We start from the raw sequence: 23962 nt of genomic DNA, 5'->3' as shown, positions 1-23962 counted from the left end.
TATAAATGATAAAGAAATTTACTAGAGTAATATTAACTGCAGTTATGCCAATCGGTCTTTTTACCGGTTGTGGGACTACTGAAAAAACTGAAGTACAAGAGCCGAAAGCGGTACAAACGGAGCAAAAGGACTATATGGATTACTCATATGGTAGCGCGGGTATATTAGTAAGCGGAAAAGCGAAAGAACGTCAACAGTACGAAATTGGGTATATTGACGATAATATGTTAATTGGAATTAATGAAAACATTGAGGACTGTATTACATTAGACAATAAAGATGAAGCAGGTTACATTTGGAAACAAATAGAGCGCGGATCTATTATTGAAGTGCAATACGGTAAGGACCGCAACGACATCGTAGGCGTACAATTAGTAGGAGATCGTGAGCCATACGAAATTAGTGACAAGCTAGATCGAAATACGATAAACGAGATTGTTGGAAAAGTTAAAGGTAATTTGTAATAGATGTATTTCGCTAGTATATGATCTATTATCATGAAATGGCGAATCGCATACATAGAATTTGGAATCAACGGCATTTTTAATATAAAAATGCCGTTGATTTATGTTAAAAAGTAAATGCTATTTTTTCCGGCTATTTGTGGGGCCCGTAAACGCCCGATTGGTGTAGGCTAATAATCAGCGGGGGGATGAGCAAAACCCTCACTGATCAAAGTTTCACTTTATAGCCTTGTAGAAAAACACGTATTAAAAAATACACAAATGAATTATTCTTCTTTTAGTTTTGATGATCGTCGTAAGGTCATTGCCCAGAATAAAAGAGCACAAGCACTAACGGATGCACCTAATATACAAACTCCGTTCCATCCGTAGCTTGCATAAATGTTTGTGGAAAGAATGGCACCTGTAGCACTGCCGATAGAATAGAAAATCATATAACTAGCAGTGAGCCGACTTCTTGCTTCAGGACGCACTGTGAAAAGTATACTTTGGTTCGTGACATGTACAGCTTGCACAGCTAAATCTAAAAGGATAACGCCGGTAACAAGTAGGAATAGAGAATGGTTCATTAATTTAATGAGGAGCCATGAAAGTAATAATAAGGATAAGGCTATGCCAGTAGTTCTTTCTCTGAATCCGCGATCAGCAAGTTGTCCGGCCTTAGTGGCAGCTAATGCACCAGCAACTCCAGCAAGACCAAATGCTCCGATAGCTGTATGTGATAGATTATATGGTGCAGCACTTAAAGGTAAAACTAATGAAGTCCATAAAATACTGAATGAAGTGAAAATGAGCAATGCTAATATTCCGCGAATGCGTAAGAGGCGCTCTTCTACAAATAATAAGAGAACGGAATGTAATAATTTACGATAGGTCATAGCTGTTTTTTTATGTTCAAGATTAGGTAAATTACGATATAACAAACCAATTACGAAGAGCATAAGTACAGCAGAGGTAAGATAAACGGAACGCCATCCAGCTAGATCTGTTAATGTTCCGGCAAATGTACGTGCAAGTAGAATTCCTATTACGACACCACTCGTGACGAAACCTACTATTCGCCCACGGTCTTTTGGATTAGCTAAAATGGATGCGTAAGCAACGAGTGTCTGCGTAACAGTTGCAAGAATTCCGACTAAGGCCATACCTATAAAAAGTACGGTACTTGAAGGAGCGACTCCGATCACAATTAAAGCGAAAACGGATAAAAGCATTTGAACAATAATAAGTCTTTTTTGGTTTAATAAATCACCAAGTGGAACTAATAAAAGTAATCCGAGTGCATAACAAACTTGAGTAATAGTAATAACGACACCAATAGTTGAATGGTTGATCTTAAACTCATTGGATAAAGAATCAAGTAGAGGGTGAGCGAAGTATATATTCGCCACAGCCATCCCACAAGCTATTGAAAATAATAGAATTATATAGCGGGGCATGATTGTATTGATAGGGAGTTGAAACTGATCATTATTCTGAGTAAGAGCAGTTGTCATTTTTTCTTTAGCATCCATAATATCATCTCCTTTTGTCTTTGAAATAATGTACCGAACGGTATGTTATTTCTTAAATAAAATATAATCAGGGATAAGTTAATATGTCAAATGAATTGTAAAGTAATTTCAGTTTTTTTGACATATTATTTATAATTTAATACGATATATAATATACTGATTGGTACATAAAAACGTGATTTGTAATTTAGAAAACAGGTGAAAAAAGAGGAGGGGTTAAATGGCTCGACTACGCGAATTTGATAAAGAAAAAGCTTTGGATGCTGCTATGCAACTTTTTTGGGAGAAAGGATACGCTGCTACTTCATTAAGTGATCTAACTGCTAAAATGGAAATACAAAGACCGAGTTTATATGCGGCATTTGGTGATAAAGAAGGGCTGTTTGAAGCTGCATTACGGAGATACATAAATATACATGCGACCAGCATTCGAACAAAACTTCAAAAAGAACGATCTGTAAAAGAGGCCATTCGTACATTTTTTGAAAATATGGTGGAAGAGGAATATAAAAGAGAATCAAATAAAGGCTGTTTTTGTATTAACACAATGGTTGAGCTTTCTCCTCATAATGAAAAATTTGAAGTGTTGACTAGAGAACATCAAATGTACCTTGCAATTATATTTCAAGAATTAATCGCCAAAGGTATTCAGTCTGGAGAACTGCAAAGTGATGTGAATGCTAAAGCATTGGCGCAAACGCTAGTCACTTCATTAATTGGATTAACAGTGTTAATGAAATCTCGCCCAGAACGTTCAGTTGTAGATAATACGGTATGTATCATATTATCGTTACTAAAATAAATATTTCAATCAACTATGTCGATTATAGACACTCTTATTTATAAACTTTCAACCTTAAGCACTGAATTGTCTATGAAGGCAACAAGTGCTTTTTGTTTTCGGGTAAATATGAGCAGGTGAATCATAATGGTTGTCTGCAATGTATGAAGATTGTTGGAGACATTTGTAATTAGATATCAGATAAGAGGGGAATGAAAACACTATATAAGCCCCTTCAAAGCCCCTCATAAGCACCTACCAAGTAATAAATCATTAAGAAAAAACAAAAACAACTACAAGAACAACTACAAGAACAAAACAAGTGCGAAAAAATAAAACCGGCGTAGTAGTAGTAAAAAAAATTGGAAATCGAATGCCAAAACCGTTTACTCATTCCTATATTTATATTGAAGGATTGGAATTTTCCTTTTTACTAGTAAAGAGCGGGAGGGAAACTGATGGCAGTGTACCGTAATGTGCAGGTGAACTTTTGGCAAGATGAATTCATTTTAGATTTAACGCCAGAAGAGCGTTATTTTTACATATATTTGTTAACTGGTACGAAGACGAAGCAATGTGGTATTTACATATTACCGAAGTGTTTGGCAGAGCTTGAGACTGGTTACAGTATGGAGACTGTTGAGAAGTTATTGAACCGGTTTGTGGAATACGGGAAGATTTTATATGATGCGGAAACGAAAGAGTTATTCATTATGAATTGGCTACACTATAATCCTATTTTTAATGCGAACATAGAGAAATGTGTATTACGTGAGCTGAAAATGGTGAAAAGTAAAGAGTTCCTACATAAGTTTTTGCGTAAATGTCTTGAAGAAGAATGCAAGATTCCATTATTACTTCAGTATTTTGGTATGCCAGAGGAAGAGGTTAGTAGTAATTCACAACAAGGGATTATTCAAGAGAATGAAGAGGCAGAAGAGGTAGAAATAGAAATAGTAGAGGATGCCACTCCGCAAAGTGAAGTCTACAAATTTTACGAACAAAATATAAGTAGTCTAACTCCATATATCGTGAAGGAATTAAAGGAATGGATGCAAAGGATTTCAGGAGATAGAGTACTAGAGGCACTTAAAATTGCGTTTGAAAATAATAAGGGAACGTTCGCTTATGTAAAGGCGATTTTGAGGAATTGGTGTAAGAAAGGACGAGTAAAATTCAGTAAAGGAAAGGACGTAGTGCGTACGAGAGCGGTATTCAGTTTGTATGATCCATAGTATGAGAGAGCAAGGATTTTTTCTTTTCTAAAAGGTTCTTTCACGATAGAAGCGAATAGTTTGAGAAAGGAGGGGTTATATGGATATGGAAGTCGTCATAAAGAAGAAACGAATTAGGGGTAAGAGAATTTTTATTTGGTCTAGTAGTATCGTTCTTTTGTTAGTTATTTGTGCTGCGATTTTTTTGAACTTGTATACGCTTAGATCTATGCCGAAGATAGATGGAACGATAAGTCTCGATGATTTACAACATGCTGTTACGGTGAAGCGGGATGGTAAAGGTGTACCGCATATTAAAGCGGAAAATGCGCATGATTTATATTTCTCGCAAGGGTATGTACAAGCGCAAGATCGTTTGTTCCAAATGGATTTAAGTAGAAGGCAAGCTTCTGGAATGTTAAGTGAGGTTGTTGGGGAAGCAGCTGTTGATAGGGATAAGTTGTTTCGAACGCTCGGTTTACGGCGAGCGGCAGAAGCGTCTGTTAGTCAATATGATGGGGAAGCGAAATACGCTTTGCAGTCATTTGCTGATGGAGTGAACGCTTTTATACGCGAGGCGAAACAGGAAAAAATATTGCCGGTTGAGTTTACTTTACTAGGCTATGAGCCTGCTGAATGGTCAATTGTGGATTCTTTAACGATTGGAAAGTATATGGCGTTTGATTTGGGCGGACATTGGCACGGGCAGGCATTTCGATATTGGGCGCTGAAAAACCTACCGAAAGAGCAAGCAAATGAGCTATTTCCTACATATCCGAAAGATGCGCCTAGATTGCTAGCTGAACTGAAAAATACAAATGTGAATGTAGCACAAAGTTTTGCAAAAACGGTAATTCCGCCTGAGTTTAATGGTAGTAATAATTGGGTTATAAGCGGTGAGAAGAGTGCGTCTGGTAAGCCGATTTTAGCGGATGATCCTCATTTATCTCTTGCGACGCCTTCTATTTGGTATCAATCACAACTTGAAATGAAAGATTTACATGTGAGTGGCGTTATTTTTGCGGGAGTGCCAGGTGTTATATTAGGTCATAATGACAAAATAGCATGGGGCGTTACGAATACAGGTCCTGATGTGCAAGATTTATATATTGAGAAGAAAAATCCTAATAATGAAAATGAATTTTTGTATAACGATAAGTGGGAAAAAGCTACAGTTGTTGATGAATCTATTAAAGTAAAAGGCGGGAAAACAATTCCTTATAACGTGACTGTTACGAGGCATGGTCCAGTCATTTCAGAGTTTGCGGATAAAGGGAAAGAGAAAACGAAAACAGTATTCGCTTTGAAATGGACTGCTTTGGAGCCTTCCGCTGAATTAAAGGCTGTACTAAATATGAATAAAGCGAAAAATTGGGATGAGTTTGAAACTGCACTTCAAGACTTTCATACACCAACTCAAAACTTTGTATTTGCATCAAACGACGGCACAATTGCTTATAAAGCGAATGGAAATATACCAGTGCGTAAAAAAGGTGATGGTAGTTTGCCAGTGCCAGGATGGACAGATGAATATGAATGGGAAGGTTATATCCCGTTTGATCAGCTTCCAAAAGTAATAAATCCAAAACAAGGGTTTATTTCAACTGCAAATAATAAGATTGTTGATGATAATTATCCATACCATATTAGTAATACGTGGGCGCAACCATATAGACAAATGCGTATTCAAGAGTTTTTACAAGAGAAGGAAAAATATACGGTGAAAGATTTAGAAGATTTACAGATGGATCAAAAAAATTTATACGGGAAAGAATTTGCTCCTATATTTTTAAAGGAGTTAAATAAAGCATCTTTAAATGAAGTAGAGAAAGAAGGCGTAAAACAATTAACAAAGTGGAATTATTACGATAGTAAAGATGAAGCGGCACCGTTAATATACCATTTGTTAATGAAAGAAATTTCGAATACGTTATTTTCAAAAGAAATACCGAAAGATGTGATGGAGTTATTTGAAGGGAAGTCACAAGTTGTTGATGAATTGATTCGAAAACAAGTAGCAGGAGAAAATAGCGCTTGGTTTACGAAGTACGGAGGTTTCACGAAAGTTGTGCATACATCGTACGAGAATGTAATGAAGAAATTACAGAAGGAATATGGACCCGATGTTGCAGAGTGGAAGTGGGGCGATTACCATCAACTTGCTTTTACGCATCCAATTTCGAAATCATCTAGTATGTTAGCATTACTTGCATTTAATCGTGAGAAAGCAGTTCCGATAGGCGGAAGTCAAGTTACCGTTCAAGCAGCGAGTTACGGAGATAACGGTATTGTAAATCATGGTGCTTCTTGGAGATTTGTTATTGATACGAAAGATATGTCAAACGGTTATCATATAGTAGGACCGGGGCAGTCGGGACATTTTAGAAGCGATTGGTATCATGATCAAATAGATGATTGGGTCAATGGAGATTATCATAAGACTACTTTAAATACAGACGGAATTGAAGGAAAAGTATTAACTTTAAAGCCGCGATAATGTTAGAAGAGACTTTTACTATATGTAAGGGTCTCTTTTGAAATTTTCCCTACTATTTTTAGGAGGCTGATATGAATAAATAATGAATGAGGTTGAACAGTATTTCTTTTAATAAAAATTCCACTTCATATATTTCTGGAATATATGTGTAATGTTGTATAAAATAATTAATAATGCCAAAAATTACAGGGAGGGAAGTTATGAAGAAAAATAAGAGTTTAGTAAGTATTTTAGGAGTGTGTATCATGTTGTTTTCTTTTTGTTTCCAAGGAAAGGTACAGGCGGATGTAAATACTGTTCAATCTGGAAAAATAAAATCAGGAAACGTAACGGTATGGGAAGTAGGCAATGTAGCGAAAGTGTTAGCAGATGTGGAGCGTTTGAATTTAAATACGGTGAATGTACCGATCCAAGTTGATATTCCGAATGTGAATTCTGCTAATATGGTAATTAATCAGGCGCAAAAGAAACAAGCTATTATTTTAATTCAAGAATTATTAAAGCGTAATATTCAAGTTATAGTGGAGCCGTTCCCGTTTATTCAGCAAGGAAATATTGGAGAGACGGAATGGAACCCGAGTAATATTAACGATTTCTTCTGGAATTGGAAAACGGTTGTTTTACAAGATATTTTTGATTCCATTACTAGTAAATACAATGTGTATGGACTCAAGATTGCTTCTAATTTCGTGAATATGGAATATGCAGAAGGATACTGGAGCGATACAATTGATTTTGTTCGTAAACAGTATAAAGGAAATGTTTTGTATCAAATGAACTGGTGGTTAACTGCAAGCTTTGATCCATCTTATGAAGCGAAGTTTCTGGAAAAAATAAATCGCCCGTATTTAAAAAAGGTGGACATCGTAAGTATTGATAGTTGGTTTGAAGTTTCAGGAAAAAGAAATCCATCGTACGAAGAAGTAAAACAAAGTTTATTTGCGACGACAGTATATAATCGTGGCCAAAATGTCGTGCAGCAACTTGAGAAATTACATAAAACAACAGGAAAGCCAGTGTATTTTGGTGGATTTAACGTTCCAGCACGTGAACTTGGACTGCAAAATCCGTGGAACCCAGATGTTACGAATGTGTTTTCAAAAGATGTACAACTTAACGGGTGGCGTGCTTACCGTGATGTATTAGAACCGAAGCCGTATTTTAAAGGGTTTTCAATATGGTTTATTGGCTCAAATGATAGTAATCATTCATATCAAATACATAGTAAAGAAGCAGAGGCAGTTATTAATGGATGGTATCGAAAATAATTTTTATAAAATAGGTAAGTTTTAGAATCTATTACATATATTTTAGTGAAAGGCCTTTCACCATCTTATCACCTAGGGGGCAATCATAATGAAATTTTTGTCTTACCTTACAGTAATATTGGTGATTCTTGGCGGTTTGAATTGGTTGTTTGTGGCGTTAGATTACAATGTAGTTGAGAAATGGTTTGGTTCTATGCCGGCGCTTGTGGACACTATTTATTGGCTCTTTGGTCTTTCTGCTATTTATCAAATTTTTGATCGGTTCTTTACGAACAATTAGCTATTATTCTTTTATTATTAGAGTGTTAAGTACGATTATGTACTTAACACTTTTTTGTATGTTTATATATAGTATGCACGTGCAAGCGATTCCATTGCGTCTTGCACCGTAATAATAGAAAACAAATTGACCGTGTCTTGTATTGTGAGGTATAATTCAGAAAGTTTAAAAATTAATAAAAATGAGAAATAAGGAGGTCATCTGGGTGATGGAGAGAGTGTATAATTTTTCAGCTGGACCATCTATACTCCCTTTGCCAGTTTTAGAGAAAGTGCAAAAGGAGCTTGTAAATTATAACGGGACAGGCATGTCTATTATGGAAATGAGTCATCGATCTTCTTATTTTCAAAGTATTATAGAGGAAGCGAGTAGCTTGCTTCGTGAATTAATGAACATTCCTGATGAGTATGAAGTTTTATTTTTACAAGGTGGTGCGTCATTACAATTTTCTATGATACCGTTAAATTTAATGAGTGCGTATAAAAAAGCTGGGTACGTACTGACAGGTTCATGGTCTAAAAAGGCGCTGCAAGAAGCTGAAAAAGTTGGAGAAGTGCAAGTGATTGCTTCTTCTGAAAAAGAGAAGTTTACTACAATTCCTAAACTGGATGGTTTACTAGGCGATGAAAAACTAGATTATGTACATATAACAACGAACAATACAATTGAGGGGACGAAATATGTGGACATTCCACATGTAGATAAAGTACCGCTCGTTGCGGATATGTCCTCAAATATTTTATCAGAACAATATGATGTTTCGAAGTTTGGTCTTATATATGCGGGAGCGCAAAAGAATTTAGGGCCAGCGGGCTTAACGATTGCAATTATAAAAAGAGATTTAATTGGAGGAGCAGATCGCTCTTGTCCTACGATGTTAAACTATGAAACTTACAGCAAAAATAACTCCTTATATAATACACCGCCGTCCTTTAGTATTTACGTAACAAAACTTGTATTAGAGTGGCTGAAAGAGCAAGGCGGGATATCTGCGATTGAAGAACAGAATAGAATGAAATCTTCACTTCTTTACAATTTCTTAGATGAATCAAAATTGTTTACTTCACCAGTTGATCCTACATATCGATCACTTATGAATATTCCGTTTACAACACCGTCAGAAGAGCTGAACAATCAATTTTTACAAAATGCAAAAGAACGTGGTTTCGTTACGCTAAAAGGACATCGCTCAGTCGGTGGTATGCGCGCTAGTATTTACAATGCGATGCCAGTACACGGTGTACAGCAATTAGTAAATTATATGAAGGAATTTGAGCTTGAGAATAGATAGGGAGATGGGGATATGTTTCGTGTTCAAACGTTAAATCAAATTGCGGAAAAGGGTTTGCAAATTTTTGATGGAAATCGGTATGAAATTGGAGACAAAATAGGTCATCCAGATGGTATTTTACTTCGAAGCTATTCTTTACATCAAGAAGCGTTTTCAGAAGATTTAAAGGCAATTGCAAGAGCTGGTGCCGGTGTAAATAATATTCCTGTTGAGCGTTGTACAGAAAAAGGGATTGTAGTATTTAATACGCCAGGGGCTAATGCTAATGCAGTGAAGGAACTTATTATCGCAAGTCTTATTATGTCTTCCCGTAATATTATAAACGGAGTGAGCTGGACGAAAGAGTTGGATGGAGAAGAAGTACCACAGCTTGTTGAAGCTGGGAAGAAGCAATTCGTTGGATCAGAGATTGCGGGGAAACGTTTAGGTGTTATCGGTCTTGGTGCAATCGGTGCTTTAGTTGCGAACGATGCGTTAGCTTTAGGGATGGATGTTGTCGGATACGATCCGTATATATCTGTTGAAACAGCATGGCGTCTTTCTACACATGTGCAAAGAGCATTTAGTTTAGATGAAATTTTTACAACTTGTGATTATATTACACTGCATATTCCACTTACGAACCAAACGAAAGGGATTGTTGGTGAACACGCTATAGAGACGATGAAAAAAGGAATGCGTCTATTCAATTTCTCAAGAGGAGAACTTGTAGATGAAAATGCTCTTCAAAAAGCGTTAGAAGAAGATATTATTACACATTACGTAACAGATTTCCCGAATGAAAATGTAATAAAGATGAAAAATGTAACAGCGACGCCTCATCTTGGTGCATCTACGTCTGAGTCTGAAGAAAATTGTGCAGTAATGGCAGCTCGTCAATTACGTGAATATTTAGAGACAGGAAATATTCGTAATTCAGTAAACTATCCAAACGTAGAACTTCCGTATATCGGAAAGAAACGTATTACAATAATGCATCAAAACGTTCCGAACATGGTAGGACAAATTACAGGATGCTTAGCAGAACATCATATTAATATTGCCGATATGATTAATCGTAGTAAACATTCTTGGGCATACACAATGATTGATATTGATAACGGAATTGATGATATAATAAAAGAGAATATTGTGGAAAATATAAGCAAAATTACAGGTGTTGTAGCCGTTCGAATGATTGTGTAAAGGAGAGAGAAACTTGGCAAAAATCCGACCGTTTCGGGCCATTCGTCCAGTAGAAGAAAAAGCAGTAGAAGTTGCAGCTTTACCGTATGACGTATTAAATAGTGAAGAGGCAAGAGAAGTTGTAAAAGGGAATCCATATTCTTTTTTACATGTCGATAAAGCAGAAATCGATTTAGATCCGGCACTTTCACCGTACGATGATCGCGTATATGAAAAAGCGGGTGAAAATTTAAAGCAATTTATACAAGAAGAAGTGTTCATTCAAGATGAAGAGCCAGCACTATACATTTATGAACTGACGATGCAAGGAAGAACGCAGTCAGGCCTGGTTGTTTGTACATCAATTGATGAGTATGAGGATGATACAATTAAAAAACATGAGCGAACGCGTCATGAGAAAGAACAAGATCGTATTCGCCACGTAGATGTGTGTGACGCAAATACGGGACCTATCTTTTTAACGTATCGTACAAAAGAAGAAGTGAAACGCTTAATTGCAAGCTGGAAAGAAGAACATGCGCCTATTTATAAATTTACGGGAGAAGACGGAGTCGAGCATGTTGCATGGAAGATTGAAGATGAAGATGTGATTGCGAAATTAGTAGCAGCATTTGAAGAGATTCCTAATCTATATATTGCGGATGGACATCACCGCTCAGCATCAGCGGCAAAAGTTGGTCTAATGCGGAGAGAACAATATCCGCATTACACAGGAGAAGAGGAATTTAATTTCTTCTTATCTGTTTTATTCCCTCATGATGAACTTTCTATTTGGGACTATAACCGAGTTGTGAAAGATTTAAATGGCCTATCAGAAGAACAGTTTTTAAAACAAATTGCACAATACTTTTATGTAGAAGAAGCAGGGATTTCTCCATATAAACCAAATGAGCCAAAAACATTTGGTATGTATGTAAACGAGAAGTGGTATAAGATCACAGTGAAAGAGGAAACGTTTGATGCGAATGATCTCGTTAAAGGTTTAGATGTATCTATCCTGCAAGATCATTTATTAAGCCAAGTACTTGAAATACATGATCCGCGCTCTGATTCACGCATTGATTTTGTCGGAGGAATCCGCGGATTAGAAGAACTAGAACGCCTTGTAAATAGCGGTGAATATAAAGCAGCATTCGCATTATATCCGACATCAATGGAAGCTTTATTAGCAATTGCTGACGCTGGAGAAGTAATGCCGCCAAAATCAACGTGGTTTGAACCGAAACTACGTAGCGGGTTGTTTGTTCATTCGTTAAAGTAAAGTGAAACTTTAATCAGTGGGGGTTTTGTCCATCCCCACTGATTATTAGTTGAACCAATCGGGCATTTACGGGCAGTTATCTCCCACCTAGGTTTCTCGCATTCGGGAGTCTTACTGACCGTTAATGCGGGATAAATATAGACTTCTATAGTTTAGAAAAACCGAAATGATTTTTAGTTTCGGTTTTTCTTATATAACAAAGGGAACAGGAGTTTAGTTAATTGTGAACTGTTTTTTGAGGAGGGGTATCGATGAAATTGCAAGTAGGCGAAAAAATCACCTTTGAGCGAACTTTTACAAAAGAAGATGTTGTTTTATTTACAGAAGTATCTAAGGATGAGGGAATTCATCATGTTACACCGGATGAGCAAGGGAGATTTGTTGTACAAGGGCTGTTAACATCAACACTGCCCACAAAAATTGGCGATGATCATAATGTATTAGCTCGTAAGATGGATTTTGAATTTTTACGCCCTGTTTTTAGCGGGGATACGATTCGTTGTGATGTAATTATTGAACAATTTGAACCCGATGAAAAAAATCGTACAAAGATTATTGCGATGTTTACATGTATGAATCAACTTGAAAAAGAAGTATTGAAGGGGAGTTTTTCAGGGATTATTCTTTAAATTAGTAGGAGAAGGAACCAAATGGATGTAATAAATAAGTGGGGGTGAAAAACCCCCACTTATTTATAGTTTCACTTTATTCCACACCACTTTCTAAAATACGGAAAGATCCATTTTCACAATCAATTTCTGCCATCGCACCGTAAGGTAAAATAAACTTTGGTTCGGTATGGCCAAAATTTAAATTATAAAGAATCGGCAAATCTTCTAAATTATGCTCCTTCATAACTTTCAGTATTTCGTGCTTATATTCTTCATAATATGTTTCGTCTTTTGGTTTACCAAAGATGATACCCTTTGTTTTTTGCAGAATGCCTTGCGCTGCATAATTCCGCAACCAATACTTTATATAACTTGGTTCTGGATGATCTTCAGATGTTTCAAAGAAAAGGATACTATTCTCCCAATGTTTTTTCTCAGGCCAAAGTTCCGTTCCTTTTGCAAATTCCAGTACTTCAATGCAACCACCAATTAAGCGCCCTTGTATAGTGGTAGAGCCTTGAAGTAGCTCATATCCATTGTTTTGCTGCATTGTACGCCGTTTATTCTTATTCATCTCTATCCATTCTAAACGCTCACTCGTCCATTCAAGAGATGGTTGAATCTCGCCAATAGTTTCATTTGAAAAGAGAGTCCGATTTACCATTTCAATTGTATATGAATCCATCGCTACATTTTCGGCAAAATCGGTTAAAATTGCTGGACCGTAAAAAGAGGAAATTCCTGCTTTATGACAAAACAAGTGCGAAACGGTATCGTCAGAGTACCCCATAAAGATTTTCGGATTTTCACGTATCACATTAAAATCAATATAAGGTAGTAAACGGATGCTATCTTCGCCACCAATATTCGTAATAATTGCTTTAACACGCGTATCTTTAAATGCTGTCATTAAATCTTCCGCACGAGCTTGTGGATTTTTATAAAGGTATTCACTACCTTTTAAACTATTTGGCATTGAGATAACTTTAAGACCGAATACTTCTTCTAATCTCTTTACTCCTTGCTCATAACGCCATCTTAGCTTAGAATCACCCGCTCCTCCCCATGAAGCGCTTACTGTTGCTACAATATCTCCTGCCTGTAATCTTTTTGGTTTTATTAACATATGAATTCCGCCCCTACATAATGTAATGAACTACGATTATACAAACCGTAGAATTGAAGAACATTGTATATGACATTAGTTTCTCCATCATCAACAAATACACCTGCTGTCATTTAAGAATCTAGCATCAGTGTTGGATATAGGAATAATCTACACTGCCTTTTTTATTTAACTTTATATGAAAGTCACAAGTGTAAGAATCGTATGCTTTATATTTGAATATTACAGTATATAACATCGCATGGGAAAAGTGGTTGTTATTTTTATGACCTGTAACTATAGTGATTACAGGTTGGTCGTAGCCAATCAAACAAATAAAATCATCATGAATGGAGATGTTTCATAATGGGTATGAAAAAAATAATTTTAGCAGGTGCTTTAGGTATCGCAGCATTATCAGGAACGAATTTACCAGGATTAGAAGTAACAAAAGCGAGTGCAGCTTCTATTGAATCGAATTTCTCGATGTTAGAAGGACGAGTAATAGAAGTAGATAATGGTGTGATTGTAGTAAAATCTAAGCAATACGAAGAACCTGTTAGTGTATATATGGATTCACTTTCAAACGTGAAAGTAGGAGATGAAGTAAAAGCTACTGGATCTATGATGCGTAATTTTACAGAATATATGGTTGCAACTGCAGTTGAGAATACAACAAACAAGTTAGGTATGCACATGAAAGAAGATGGCTCACCTGATTATGTGATTGGAGAAGTATCAAAAGTAGGAACGATGGAAGATGAGGGAGACAGTGCTACTAAATATGTCGTTGTTCAGTATCCATCAGTAAATGGAAAGAAATCTATTATTGAAGTGTACCTTACAAAGGGACAAGTATTTAATACGGGTGAGAAAGTGAAAATTGATATGAAGTATGTGGGCTGGGGTGGAAGTTCTATTAACTGGAACACAACGGATCATATCGAAAAGGTTTATGAGGTAAAGAGCAACGTTGAAAATAATGATGATGTTTGGATTTGGTCTTAATAAGGCGAGTATAAGTCGTTATTTGCAATTTACTCTAAACAATAAATGTAAAAACTAAATGTATCATGCAGTACCCATTAAATTATCATGTGTATGACAATTTGATGGGTATTTTTTATTTTGTGTTTTTTTGAGAATAAGGGATTTCCGATTAGAATATGATGTTTAAATCGGAGCGAATTTAAAAAATCCAATAATGAAAGAGGTGTTTACATATGGAGCGAGATGAGAATTATTTACGAGCTAAAAAAAGAGTGGAGAATTTACAAGCATTTTACATTCATTTAACGGTCTATATACTAGTGAACTTAATGCTTTTTTTCATAAATATAAGCTCTGATTCAAGTAAATTATGGTTTTTATATCCACTTGGAGGTTGGGGGATCGGTATCGTTATACACGGTTTGACAACTTTTCCATTTGGGATATTCGGAAAAGAGTGGGAAGAACGAAAGATTAAAGAATATATGGAGAAAGATAAGTAAACCCATTTTGATCATTCTATTTTCAAAATAATACTGAGGATGGGGCTTCCGTTTAGAAAAATAGGATATAAAGCAGCAAGGTGTTACGCTTGTAGTAAAGACCTTACGGAGGATTTTCATTCATTTAAAAAAACAAAGATGTGAAGTCTCTTCTATGACTTCGCATCTTTGTTTTTTTCTGTTTAGAAGGATTAATGAGCCATTCTCGTATTCACATAAGCGGCGAATATAACATGTCCAATGATAATAACAGGAGAAATATTCTTGTAAACGAGGTAATAGTGATAGAGAAGCGAAGGGATTCATCGCTACACCTCTAAAATAAATTCATGTACATTCTATAAATCTTTGAGCTCTTTTAGAAAGTTTCCGATCTTTCAGCCATATAATCGATGATTCAGACTCATAAGGGAAATCTATTAAATCTACTATTTTTATAAATTCTTGTGGGATATGAGATACAGCGCTTTTCGGCAAGATAGAGGCGCCGATTCCAGTCATGATAAGCATAAGAATAAATGCTGAGTCAGGACATTCACATGCTACATTTAACTTTATACCAAGGTGTTTGCATTCATCGATGACGAGCTGATGATAGCTGTTTTCTTTATCTTTATGTAAAAGTAAAAGGGGAATATGACTTAACTCGGTTAGAGGGATTGGAAGGTGTGAATGATATAGTTCCCATTTAGCAGGCATGACTAATACGAAAGGTTCTTTTGATAAACAAATACTAGAAAAAATATCTTTATTAAAGGGTGTACGTAAGATAGCGAGTTCGATATACCGATTTTCTAATTGCTCTATTAAGTATAAAGGGCCACCTTCCCATATTTTTAAGTTCACATTTGGATAGTTATCTTGAAAATAGCGGATTTTTTCAGAGAGAAAAGGAATGCAAGAATGAAATGCTCCAATAGATAGTTTGCCCCTTAGCCCTTCACCGGTATCTTTAATTTCCGTAATAGTTTCTTCTAATTGATGAATAATGTTTTTGGCTTTCGTATATAAAATTTTACCTTCTTCAGTCAAATGCATATTTCGACCATTTCTTTCAAATAAGTTTACTGATAATTCTTGTTCTAGTAGCGATAGTTGTCTACTTAGAGGTGGCTGTGCCATATGAAGTCGGTGGGCAGCACGGGTAAGCTGTTTTTCCTCAGCGATTACAATAAAGTAACGAAGTTTTCTTATATCCATGTCAAAGTCCCTTTCTATACCATTTTTGTATACAAAAACAACCTAATAGATAGTTTTCATATAATCTCCCACATGATATCATAAACAAAAAGTTTTAAAAATAGAAAATTCTAAAAATTTAAAAATTTCATTCGATAGATTAATAATTTGAAAATAGATTGTATCGTTTTGAGGGGGGATTTTTATGAAAGTTTCGTTATTTATTACTTGTTTATCAGATATGTTTTTTCCTCAAGTAGGTAAGAGTGTCGTAGAAATTATGAATCAATGTGGAGTGGAACTAGATTTCCCTGAAGGACAGACTTGTTGCGGGCAACCAGCTTACAATAGCGGATATCAAGAAGAAGCAAAACTAGCAGCAAAGCAAATGATCAAAGCATTTGAACATAGTGAATATATTGTGACTCCTTCAGGTTCTTGTGCTAGCATGGTTCATCATTATTATAAAGAGATGTTTAAAGATGATAGTGAATGGTATGAAAAAGCGGTTCATTTAGCGGATAGAACGTATGAGTTGACGGATTTTTTAGTGAATGTACTTGGAAAAAATGATTTGAAATCTAAGCTAGTTGAGAAAGCGGTTTTCCATCAATCTTGTCATATGAGTCGGGCGCTTGGGATAAAAGAGGAACCACTTAAGTTATTATCGCAAGTAGAAGGTTTAGACGTAAAAGAATTACCATATTGCCAAGATTGCTGCGGGTTTGGTGGTACTTTTGCAGTAAAAATGAGCTCGATCTCTGAAACGATGGTTGATGAAAAAATAAAACATATTGAGGCGACAGAAGCCAATCTCTTAATTGGAGCAGATATGGGATGTCTTATGAATATTGGAGGAAGATTGCGCAGGGAAAATAAAAATATTCAAGTGTTACATGTAGCAGAAGTACTGGCGAAGGGGCTGAATAAATGAGTGTGGCGAGGGAACAAGTTTTTTTGAAAAGAGTAGATAAAGCGTTGCACGATCCGCAGATGAGAAGCGCGGTTCCGTTTACACAAGATAGGCTTCGGATGGGACGGGAACAAGCTACACAGGAATTAGGGAATATTGAAGAATGGCGCGAGGCAGCATCTGAAATTCGGATGCATACAATTGAAAATTTAGATAGTTATTTGGAACAATTAGCTACTAATGTTCGAAAAAATGGGGGGCATGTTCATTTTGCTTTCAAAGCAGAAGATGCCGTATCGTATGTTTCTGAAATCGCAAGAAAAAAAGGAGCGAAATCAGTAATTAAGTCAAAGTCCATGGTTTCAGAAGAAATACACCTTAATAAAAAATTAGAAGAGATAGGGGTAAAAGTAGTAGAGTCTGATCTTGGGGAGTACATTATTCAACTAGCTGGAGAAGCTCCATCTCATTTAATCGCCCCAGCCATTCATAAGACGAAGGAACAAGTAGCAGAGCTTTTTTCTAAGGAAGCAGGAAGAAAGATCCCAGTTGATACGAATCAATTACTGCAATTTGCTAGGGAGCAATTGCGTAAAGAGTTTTTAGAAGCTGATATTGGTATTTCTGGTTGTAACTTTGCGGTAGCGGAATCTGGATCAGTTGTTCTTATAAGTAATGAGGGAAATGCTCGTCTTACTACGACATTGCCAAAAGTTCATATTGCTATTATGGGGATGGAACGCCTTGTTCCCACATGGAAAGATCTTGATGTAGTCGTTTCAATGTTAACAAGAAGTGCTACAGGCCAAAAGATTACATCTTATGTAACTGGAATTAATGGAGCGCGTTTACATGAAGATATGGATGGACCTGAAGAATTTCATTTAATTATTCTAGATAATGGCCGTTCTGATATTTTAGGAACTGCTTATGAAGAAGTATTAAAGTGTATAAGGTGCGGAGCTTGTGTAAATGTTTGTCCTGTGTATCGTAATATTGGGGGCCATGCTTATGGAAGTGTTTATAGCGGGCCAATTGGGGCAGTACTAGCGCCTTTATTAGAAGGATATGAAGAATTAAAAGAATTACCTTTTGCATCAAGTTTGTGCGGAGCATGTACAGATGTTTGCCCCGTGAAAATTCCATTACATGACCTTCTCATTGAACACCGTAAAGATGTGGTGGAACAAGGGTTTATAACGAAATTTGAGCAACTGGCCTTTAAAGGTTTCACGTTTATGGCGAGTCATCCATTCGTTTATGAGAAAGCTATTAAAATGGCACACACAGGTTTATCAATATTTGCAAAAGATGGTTATATTGCGAATGGTCCAGGCCCATTAAAAGGGTGGACAGAAAGTAGAGATTTTCCAAAACCTGCGAAACAATCATTCCGTGATTGGTGGAAAAAAGAAATGAGGGATTCATAATATGAATACGGATGTACAACAATCTTTTTTAAACAATATCGCACGGAAACTAAACCGAGAACGTCGCTCGGGGGTTACTCCTCCCAGGTGGAAAAACGATCCACTCAGCCACTTTCCTAAAGAGATAAATCACGAAATTTTAATAAAGCAGTTTATTGCAAACTTGAATATTTTACATACAGAAGTAAGTCATATATACCGTTCAGAAATAGAGAGTGCACTTCAGTATGTTGTACATAAATTTAATGTTCAATCTGCGGTGTATTGGGATGATGATAGATTACATCAGCTTGAAATAGGAAAGTATTTAACAGGAAATTTCGTTTCTCATCGAATTTGGCAAAGTAAAGAAGAGGAAAGAGAACTACGGGATTATGCAGCTCAAGTAGATATGGGAATTACATATGCCGAAATGGGACTCGCTGAGACGGGAACAGTTGTTTTATGGAATGGTGGTGGACGCGGACGTTTAGTTAGCGTTTTGCCAGCAGTTTATGTAGCGATTCTCTCAGAGCATACAATTTATAGACGTTTAACAGAAGGAGTAACCAGAGTTCATGAACAAGTTTCGAATGGATTACCTGCCTGTATTAATTTTATCACTGGGCCTAGCCGGACAGGTGATATTGAGATGGAATTAGCTTTTGGAGTTCATGGTCCTGGAAAGGTTCATGTCATTTTATTAAAGGATTAGAGAGAAAAACAAAAGAATACGAGGGGAGTGGGGGTTTTGATGAAGAATAAATTTCGTTATTATGTCTTTACAATGCTCACGTTTATTACGATGGTGAATTATATTGATCGAGGGGCCATCGCTTATGCGCAGTCTTTCATTATAAAAGAATATGGCTTTGACCCGAAGGAGTGGGGAGCTATATTAGGGTATTTTGGTTACGGTTACATGATTGGTTCTTTATTAGGAGGTATTTTTTCAGATAAAAAGGGGCCGAAATTTGTATGGATCATAGCAGCAACCGCTTGGTCTATTTTTGAAATTGCGACCGCTTTTGCTGGAGAAATAGGGATTGCTGTTTTTGGAGGGTCTGCTTTAATAGGATTTGCTATCTTCCGCGTTTTATTTGGATTAACAGAAGGGCCATCTTTCTCGGTTTCGAATAAGACAGCAGCAAACTGGGCAGCTCCAAAAGAAAGAGCTTTTCTAACATCTCTTGGTTTTGTTGGCGTTCCGTTAGGAGCAGTATTAACTGCACCTGTAGCGGTCTTCTTACTATCTTTTACAAGTTGGAAAATCATGTTTTTTATCCTTGGTACAATTGGGATTGTATGGGCGATTATTTGGTATTTTACTTTTACGAATATGCCTGAGGATCATCCGCGAGTGACAAAAGAAGAACTAGCTGAAATACGAAGTACGGAAGGTGTGCTTCAAGCAGTAAAAGCAGAGAAAGAAACTTCAAAAGAGCCATGGTACTCCTTTTTTAAAGTTCCGACATTCGTTATGGTTACGATAGCATATTTTTGCTTTCAATATATCAATTTTTTAATATTAACTTGGACACCGAAATATTTGCAAGATGTATTCCATTTTCAATTATCTTCCCTTTGGTATCTTGGGATGATTCCTTGGCTTGGAGCATGTATAACATTGCCGCTAGGGGCGAAGCTATCTGATCGTATTTTACGTAAAACAGGGAATCTTCGTTTAGCTCGAACAGGGTTACCAATTATTTCTTTATTACTTACAGCAATATGTTTTAGCTTCATTCCCGTAATGGACAATTATGTAGCTGTATTAGCGCTTATGTCGCTTGGAAATGCGTTTGCTTTTTTACCAAGTTCATTATTTTGGGCAATTATTGTCGATACGGCTGCTCCTGCTTACTCAGGAACATATAGTGGAATTATGCATTTCATCGCTAATATCGCGACAATCTTAGCCCCGACATTAACTGGATATTTAGTTGTAAGTTATGGCTATCCTTCTATGTTTATCGTAGCTGCCATTTTAGCCGCTATTGCAATGGGGGCAATGTTGTTTGTGAAGCCAGGGCAGCAAACGAAGTCTGAAAGCTTATTTAACTGGAGTAGTAAGAAGGGGTTAGAGGAACCTCGTGCTAATTTTGAATAAGTAAAGTTAGGTATAAAAAATGAATTGTATGTATTTGAAGTGAATCCGAATCGTAGTATATGAAAAAACTCCTGAATTTGCATACTAAGTATGCAAATTTAATGGAGTTTTTTTGTTTGAAGAAAAGAGTTCATTGCCCGGAAGAAATAAAGAGAAATGATCAACCAAACAAAATCAACAACATACGGAGGTATAAAATTGTATATAAATCTCTGTAATCAAATGCTTGATGCGAAGTCTATTCGATAGCTTCGCCTATTTGTTTTGTATTCGAAGTTTGTGCGAGTGAGAGTGTTCATATACATTTTTTAGGGTAAATTGCATGTGAAATCAAAACTTTATTTGTAGCACATAATAAATACAGTTGTTATCCTTTTTTAATTACATGTGGATATAGGATAAAGTTGATTTATCATCCTATATTAAAATAAAAATAAACCACTGTTCGATTTGAATATTCCACGATATAATGGTGAGAGTTTATATCTGAAGAAATATTTACATAAGAAGTGAGGTACTGTATGAAAAAAAGAACGACAGACATTATTTTTATTATTATTGGTGCATTCCTTTTTGCTTTAGGTGTCAATTTGTTTGTTATCCCGAATGAGTTCGGTGAAGGCGGGGTAACAGGGATCACGATTATTACTTACTACTTATTTGAGTGGTCACCAGGTTTAGTCAATTTAATTTTAAATGCGATTTTATTAATAGTCGGCTATAAATTTTTAAATAAGATCACAACGATTTATACGATTATTGCTGTAGTTACGAACTCGCTATTCCTTCATTTAACAGAAGGATGGACGATTGCTTCTGATGAAATGCTCGTAAATGCCATTTTCGGTGGAATATTTATCGGATGCGGGATTGGTCTCATCATTCGCGTTGGTGGAACGACAGCAGGTACTACCATCTTAGCGAGGATGACACATAAGTACTTAGGTTGGAGCATTAGCTACGGTCTACTGTTCTTCGATTTAATCGTTGCGTTTTCATCTTATTTCATCATTGGTGCAGAAAAACTGATGCTGACAATTATTATGCTATATGTAGGAACGAAAGTAATGGAATTTGTAATTGAAGGTTTAAATCCGAAAAAGGCCATTACGATTATTTCTGATAACCCGAATGAAATTGCCGGGAAGGTGACTACCTTAATGGGCAGAGGAGTTACTGTGTATTCAGGTCATGGATATTACACGAAAACTCCGAAGGAAATTCTTTATATTGTTATTAATAAACAAGAAGTAGTGAAGCTAAAACGGATTGTTCAAACTACGGATCCGGCTGCGTTCATCGCTATACACGATGTTCGTGACGTATTTGGAGAAGGATTTGTTGATATTTCTAAGGCTTAATAAGAGTTAGAATTAGTTTTTAAAAAGGCAGAAAATGAGCAATATTTTTTATTGAAATAATCTTAATGCGAAAATATGAGAACCTATTTTGATCATTTAATTATCAAGACCTAAATTTTAAAAAAAACAAATAAATTCAAGGACATTATATATTTTATATGACTAATATGTAATGTCCTTTCTTATTCCACAATAATGCCCGTTTGTTGACGATTAATTTTCATTATGCTTTTTGTGCCGAGTCCAATGCTTTTTTTAATTCGTCCGGTTTTTGAGTGCCGATTACCACTGTATTATATTTTAACTTTAACTCAATACCTTTCTTTCCATTCATATTATAGGCCGTTTCACCCTTAAGGTTAAAACGAATTCCCCATCCTCCGAATCTTTTTAGTGGACTGTAAGTAATGCTTTCATAGTGACGTATATTTTTGAAAAGGTACTGTTTATATTGAAAATGAAAAGGAACAAAACGGACATAAAGACCTTTTTCACGGACCTCTACGATCAGCTTCAATACCCCAAGCATTAATACAGGAAAGGCAATCCCAAAAAACAACCACAAAGCAATTAACACACCATTGGGAGCTGGTTTATCTCCAAACGGGGTATCAAGGATAATTTGTTGAATGAATCCATACCACATCAGTGCGGAAATCCCCAATATGAGTATCCATACCCAAATTTGTTGTGGTCGCTGAACCTCACGAAAGATAATACGTTCTTGTTGTTTCATTAATAATCGTCACCTCTTAAATGATTTATTACAGGGAATCCTTTTGGATCCAGTAATATGTATCCTTTGTTGTTATTCTCTATGAGAACCTCTTGTAACTCTCATAGCACTGCACGCCTAAAGCAATTAACGCTCAGTCTAAAGACCTCACAACGCTTTCCGTTACGAGATACGTTAGTTATCTAAATTATACAAATTTTTCTGAATTTGTCATACATATAGAGTTTTATTTTTATTATCTGTATAAGTAATCTAATGTTTATAAGAAAAGAGGATATATGCTCATATATTGAACGTAATATCCTCTTCTTAGTTTAGTCTATTTAAAATCTATTTCAAAATGGATTCTTTTTATTTATCATAAAATATTGGCTTGTAGGTATTATTTATGAACCTTTATTCCAAAGCTACATTATCATACGATCTATTGTACTGTATTGTGGTTCTAATGCGTAGTATCTTTGATAACCTCAATAATTTCACTTAATGGATTTTAAAATTTAGCTCATTGCCATGAAAAAATTAATGCTGTAATTGTTTTTCTTTTTCTTGCAAAAAGTACAATTGTTTCTTAATGTAAGAATGTAGAAGGATGAACAAGAGAGGGTTTAATGAAGATGATACATATTTTATTAGCTGATGATGATAAGCATATTAGAGAGTTATTACATTACCATTTACAAAAAGAGGGGTTTAAAGTTTTTGAAGCGGAAGATGGAAAGGTAGCGCAAGACGTTTTAGAAAAGGAAAATATTCATCTTGCGATAGTAGACATTATGATGCCGTTCGTTGATGGTTATACGTTATGTGAAGAAATACGGAAGTATCATGATATTCCTGTTATTTTATTAACGGCGAAAGATCAGTTAGTTGATAAAGAAAAAGGATTTATTTCTGGTACGGACGATTATATTGTAAAACCATTTGAGCCAGCTGAAGTGATTTTCCGTATGAAAGCATTATTGCGTCGTTATCAAATGCTTAGTGCTGACATTATTACACTTCATGGAACGACAATTGATCGTAAAGGTGTTGAAGTGAAGTGTAACGGGCAGACGATTTTGCTTCCATTAAAGGAATTTGAATTATTATCACAATTAGCTAGTTATCCTGGAAGAACATTTTCAAGAGAAGAGTTAATTGAGCTAGTATGGGGAATGGATTTTGAAGGGGACGAACGAACGGTTGATGTTCATGTAAAACGTCTTAGAGATCGTTTTTCAAAACGAACTGATGATTTTCAAATTACGACAATACGCGGGCTCGGTTATAAGTTGGAGTTGAAATAAG

The 23962-nt window shown here is 35.9% G+C and carries 22 protein-coding genes; 18 read left to right on the top strand and 4 right to left on the bottom strand.

The window, feature by feature from the left end:
• The first annotated feature begins 5 nt into the window (after positions 1–5).
• A complete protein-coding gene (locus tag LUS72_RS15840; RefSeq protein WP_097830329.1) occupies positions 6–464 on the top strand; it encodes a hypothetical protein in 459 nt (152 codons plus the stop codon).
• Positions 465–730: 266 nt separating this feature from the next.
• On the opposite strand, the gene LUS72_RS15835 is transcribed toward LUS72_RS15840, so the two are convergent.
• The gene (locus tag LUS72_RS15835) at positions 731–1978 is read right to left on the bottom strand and encodes an MFS transporter (RefSeq protein ID WP_097830328.1); all 1248 of its coding nucleotides are present in this window, start codon (positions 1976–1978) and stop codon (positions 731–733) included.
• A gap of 220 nt (positions 1979–2198) precedes the next feature.
• On the opposite strand from LUS72_RS15835, the gene LUS72_RS15830 reads away from it, so the two are divergent.
• The 9 genes from LUS72_RS15830 to LUS72_RS15790 all read left to right on the top strand — a co-directional run bounded on the left by LUS72_RS15830 (position 2199) and on the right by LUS72_RS15790 (position 12384).
• On the top strand, positions 2199–2780 hold the full coding sequence (locus LUS72_RS15830; protein ID WP_097830327.1) for a TetR/AcrR family transcriptional regulator: 582 nt from the start codon (positions 2199–2201) through the stop codon (positions 2778–2780).
• A gap of 437 nt (positions 2781–3217) precedes the next feature.
• Positions 3218–3994 (top strand): DnaD domain-containing protein, encoded by a 777-nt coding sequence (locus LUS72_RS15825; RefSeq protein WP_264447128.1) that lies wholly within the window; start codon positions 3218–3220, stop codon positions 3992–3994.
• Between the two features lie 85 nt (positions 3995–4079).
• Positions 4080–6470, top strand: a complete 2391-nt coding sequence (locus LUS72_RS15820) for a penicillin acylase family protein (RefSeq protein WP_097830349.1) — start codon at positions 4080–4082, stop codon at positions 6468–6470.
• A gap of 200 nt (positions 6471–6670) precedes the next feature.
• The gene (locus LUS72_RS15815) at positions 6671–7738 is read left to right on the top strand and encodes a glycoside hydrolase family 113 (RefSeq protein WP_097830325.1); all 1068 of its coding nucleotides are present in this window, start codon (positions 6671–6673) and stop codon (positions 7736–7738) included.
• Positions 7739–7826: 88 nt separating this feature from the next.
• Complete coding sequence (locus LUS72_RS15810) at positions 7827–8018, top strand: DUF378 domain-containing protein (RefSeq protein WP_000670802.1); 192 nt, start codon at positions 7827–7829, stop codon at positions 8016–8018.
• 208 nt (positions 8019–8226) lie between these two features.
• Positions 8227–9309, top strand: coding sequence for a 3-phosphoserine/phosphohydroxythreonine transaminase (gene serC, locus LUS72_RS15805; protein ID WP_097830348.1), 1083 nt, complete (start codon positions 8227–8229; stop codon positions 9307–9309).
• A 12-nt stretch (positions 9310–9321) separates the two neighbouring features.
• A complete protein-coding gene (locus LUS72_RS15800) occupies positions 9322–10494 on the top strand; it encodes a 3-phosphoglycerate dehydrogenase family protein (RefSeq protein ID WP_097830324.1) in 1173 nt (390 codons plus the stop codon).
• Between the two features lie 13 nt (positions 10495–10507).
• Entirely contained in the window at positions 10508–11755 is a 1248-nt protein-coding gene (locus tag LUS72_RS15795) for a DUF1015 domain-containing protein (RefSeq protein ID WP_097830323.1), read from the top strand.
• Positions 11756–12006: 251 nt separating this feature from the next.
• Positions 12007–12384 (top strand): hotdog family protein, encoded by a 378-nt coding sequence (locus tag LUS72_RS15790; RefSeq protein ID WP_264447119.1) that lies wholly within the window; start codon positions 12007–12009, stop codon positions 12382–12384.
• A 76-nt stretch (positions 12385–12460) separates the two neighbouring features.
• Here the strand turns inward: LUS72_RS15790 and LUS72_RS15785 are convergent, their stop codons facing one another.
• Positions 12461–13492, bottom strand: a complete 1032-nt coding sequence (locus LUS72_RS15785; protein WP_097830321.1) for a S66 family peptidase — start codon at positions 13490–13492, stop codon at positions 12461–12463.
• Between the two features lie 345 nt (positions 13493–13837).
• Here LUS72_RS15785 and LUS72_RS15780 point away from each other — a divergent pair, with 345 nt between their 5' ends.
• Positions 13838–14479 carry a hypothetical protein gene (locus LUS72_RS15780; protein WP_264447117.1) on the top strand — a complete coding sequence of 214 codons (642 nt, stop codon included), beginning with the start codon at positions 13838–13840 and terminating at the stop codon, positions 14477–14479.
• Between the two features lie 215 nt (positions 14480–14694).
• A complete protein-coding gene (locus LUS72_RS15775) occupies positions 14695–14964 on the top strand; it encodes a 2TM domain-containing protein (RefSeq protein WP_097830319.1) in 270 nt (89 codons plus the stop codon).
• A 327-nt stretch (positions 14965–15291) separates the two neighbouring features.
• Here LUS72_RS15775 and LUS72_RS15770 read toward each other — a convergent pair whose 3' ends face one another.
• The gene (locus LUS72_RS15770) at positions 15292–16164 is read right to left on the bottom strand and encodes a LysR family transcriptional regulator (RefSeq protein ID WP_097830318.1); all 873 of its coding nucleotides are present in this window, start codon (positions 16162–16164) and stop codon (positions 15292–15294) included.
• 184 nt (positions 16165–16348) lie between these two features.
• On the opposite strand from LUS72_RS15770, the gene LUS72_RS15765 reads away from it, so the two are divergent.
• The 5 genes from LUS72_RS15765 (at position 16349) to LUS72_RS15745 (ending at position 21936) form a co-directional block, all read left to right on the top strand.
• Entirely contained in the window at positions 16349–17077 is a 729-nt protein-coding gene (locus LUS72_RS15765) for a (Fe-S)-binding protein (protein WP_097830317.1), read from the top strand.
• On the top strand, positions 17074–18486 hold the full coding sequence (locus tag LUS72_RS15760) for a LutB/LldF family L-lactate oxidation iron-sulfur protein (RefSeq protein ID WP_097830316.1): 1413 nt from the start codon (positions 17074–17076) through the stop codon (positions 18484–18486). Before LUS72_RS15765 ends, LUS72_RS15760 begins: the two co-directional genes overlap by 4 nt.
• Before the next feature lies 1 nt (position 18487).
• Positions 18488–19180: a LutC/YkgG family protein gene (locus tag LUS72_RS15755; RefSeq protein WP_264447110.1), complete on the top strand. Its 693-nt coding sequence runs from the start codon at positions 18488–18490 to the stop codon at positions 19178–19180.
• 39 nt (positions 19181–19219) lie between these two features.
• Positions 19220–20575 carry an MFS transporter gene (locus LUS72_RS15750; RefSeq protein WP_097830314.1) on the top strand — a complete coding sequence of 452 codons (1356 nt, stop codon included), beginning with the start codon at positions 19220–19222 and terminating at the stop codon, positions 20573–20575.
• 521 nt (positions 20576–21096) lie between these two features.
• Entirely contained in the window at positions 21097–21936 is an 840-nt protein-coding gene (locus tag LUS72_RS15745) for a YitT family protein (RefSeq protein WP_097830313.1), read from the top strand.
• Positions 21937–22159: 223 nt separating this feature from the next.
• Here the strand turns inward: LUS72_RS15745 and LUS72_RS15740 are convergent, their stop codons facing one another.
• Complete coding sequence (locus tag LUS72_RS15740) at positions 22160–22672, bottom strand: DUF6141 family protein (RefSeq protein WP_097830312.1); 513 nt, start codon at positions 22670–22672, stop codon at positions 22160–22162.
• A 611-nt stretch (positions 22673–23283) separates the two neighbouring features.
• Here LUS72_RS15740 and LUS72_RS15735 point away from each other — a divergent pair.
• Positions 23284–23961: a response regulator transcription factor gene (locus LUS72_RS15735; RefSeq protein WP_097830311.1), complete on the top strand. Its 678-nt coding sequence runs from the start codon at positions 23284–23286 to the stop codon at positions 23959–23961.
• Position 23962: the final 1 nt, after the last annotated feature.

The organism is Bacillus cereus (assembly GCF_025917685.1).
Lineage (GTDB): Bacteria > Bacillota > Bacilli > Bacillales > Bacillaceae_G > Bacillus_A > Bacillus_A cereus_AT.
The sequence above is the reverse complement of the archived record's forward strand: the minus strand, read 5'-3'. Positions and strand labels throughout refer to the sequence as shown.

Excerpts from the sequence above, each read along its gene's own strand:
- LUS72_RS15770 (WP_097830318.1), bottom strand. The coding sequence starts at position 16,164 with ATGGATATAAGAAAACTTCGTTACTTTATTGTAATCGCTGAGGAAAAA.
- LUS72_RS15735 (WP_097830311.1), top strand. The coding sequence starts at position 23,284 with ATGAAGATGATACATATTTTATTAGCTGATGATGATAAGCATATTAGA.
- LUS72_RS15810 (WP_000670802.1), top strand. The coding sequence starts at position 7,827 with ATGAAATTTTTGTCTTACCTTACAGTAATATTGGTGATTCTTGGCGGT.
- LUS72_RS15815 (WP_097830325.1), top strand. The coding sequence starts at position 6,671 with ATGAAGAAAAATAAGAGTTTAGTAAGTATTTTAGGAGTGTGTATCATG.
- LUS72_RS15775 (WP_097830319.1), top strand. The coding sequence starts at position 14,695 with ATGGAGCGAGATGAGAATTATTTACGAGCTAAAAAAAGAGTGGAGAAT.
- LUS72_RS15840 (WP_097830329.1), top strand. The coding sequence starts at position 6 with ATGATAAAGAAATTTACTAGAGTAATATTAACTGCAGTTATGCCAATC.
- LUS72_RS15765 (WP_097830317.1), top strand. The coding sequence starts at position 16,349 with ATGAAAGTTTCGTTATTTATTACTTGTTTATCAGATATGTTTTTTCCT.
- serC (WP_097830348.1), top strand. The coding sequence starts at position 8,227 with ATGGAGAGAGTGTATAATTTTTCAGCTGGACCATCTATACTCCCTTTG.
- LUS72_RS15780 (WP_264447117.1), top strand. The coding sequence starts at position 13,838 with ATGGGTATGAAAAAAATAATTTTAGCAGGTGCTTTAGGTATCGCAGCA.
- LUS72_RS15820 (WP_097830349.1), top strand. The coding sequence starts at position 4,080 with ATGGAAGTCGTCATAAAGAAGAAACGAATTAGGGGTAAGAGAATTTTT.
- LUS72_RS15745 (WP_097830313.1), top strand. The coding sequence starts at position 21,097 with ATGAAAAAAAGAACGACAGACATTATTTTTATTATTATTGGTGCATTC.
- LUS72_RS15740 (WP_097830312.1), bottom strand. The coding sequence starts at position 22,672 with ATGAAACAACAAGAACGTATTATCTTTCGTGAGGTTCAGCGACCACAA.
- LUS72_RS15760 (WP_097830316.1), top strand. The coding sequence starts at position 17,074 with ATGAGTGTGGCGAGGGAACAAGTTTTTTTGAAAAGAGTAGATAAAGCG.
- LUS72_RS15835 (WP_097830328.1), bottom strand. The coding sequence starts at position 1,978 with ATGGATGCTAAAGAAAAAATGACAACTGCTCTTACTCAGAATAATGAT.
- LUS72_RS15785 (WP_097830321.1), bottom strand. The coding sequence starts at position 13,492 with ATGTTAATAAAACCAAAAAGATTACAGGCAGGAGATATTGTAGCAACA.
- LUS72_RS15755 (WP_264447110.1), top strand. The coding sequence starts at position 18,488 with ATGAATACGGATGTACAACAATCTTTTTTAAACAATATCGCACGGAAA.
- LUS72_RS15790 (WP_264447119.1), top strand. The coding sequence starts at position 12,007 with ATGAAATTGCAAGTAGGCGAAAAAATCACCTTTGAGCGAACTTTTACA.
- LUS72_RS15825 (WP_264447128.1), top strand. The coding sequence starts at position 3,218 with ATGGCAGTGTACCGTAATGTGCAGGTGAACTTTTGGCAAGATGAATTC.
- LUS72_RS15830 (WP_097830327.1), top strand. The coding sequence starts at position 2,199 with ATGGCTCGACTACGCGAATTTGATAAAGAAAAAGCTTTGGATGCTGCT.
- LUS72_RS15750 (WP_097830314.1), top strand. The coding sequence starts at position 19,220 with ATGAAGAATAAATTTCGTTATTATGTCTTTACAATGCTCACGTTTATT.
- LUS72_RS15800 (WP_097830324.1), top strand. The coding sequence starts at position 9,322 with ATGTTTCGTGTTCAAACGTTAAATCAAATTGCGGAAAAGGGTTTGCAA.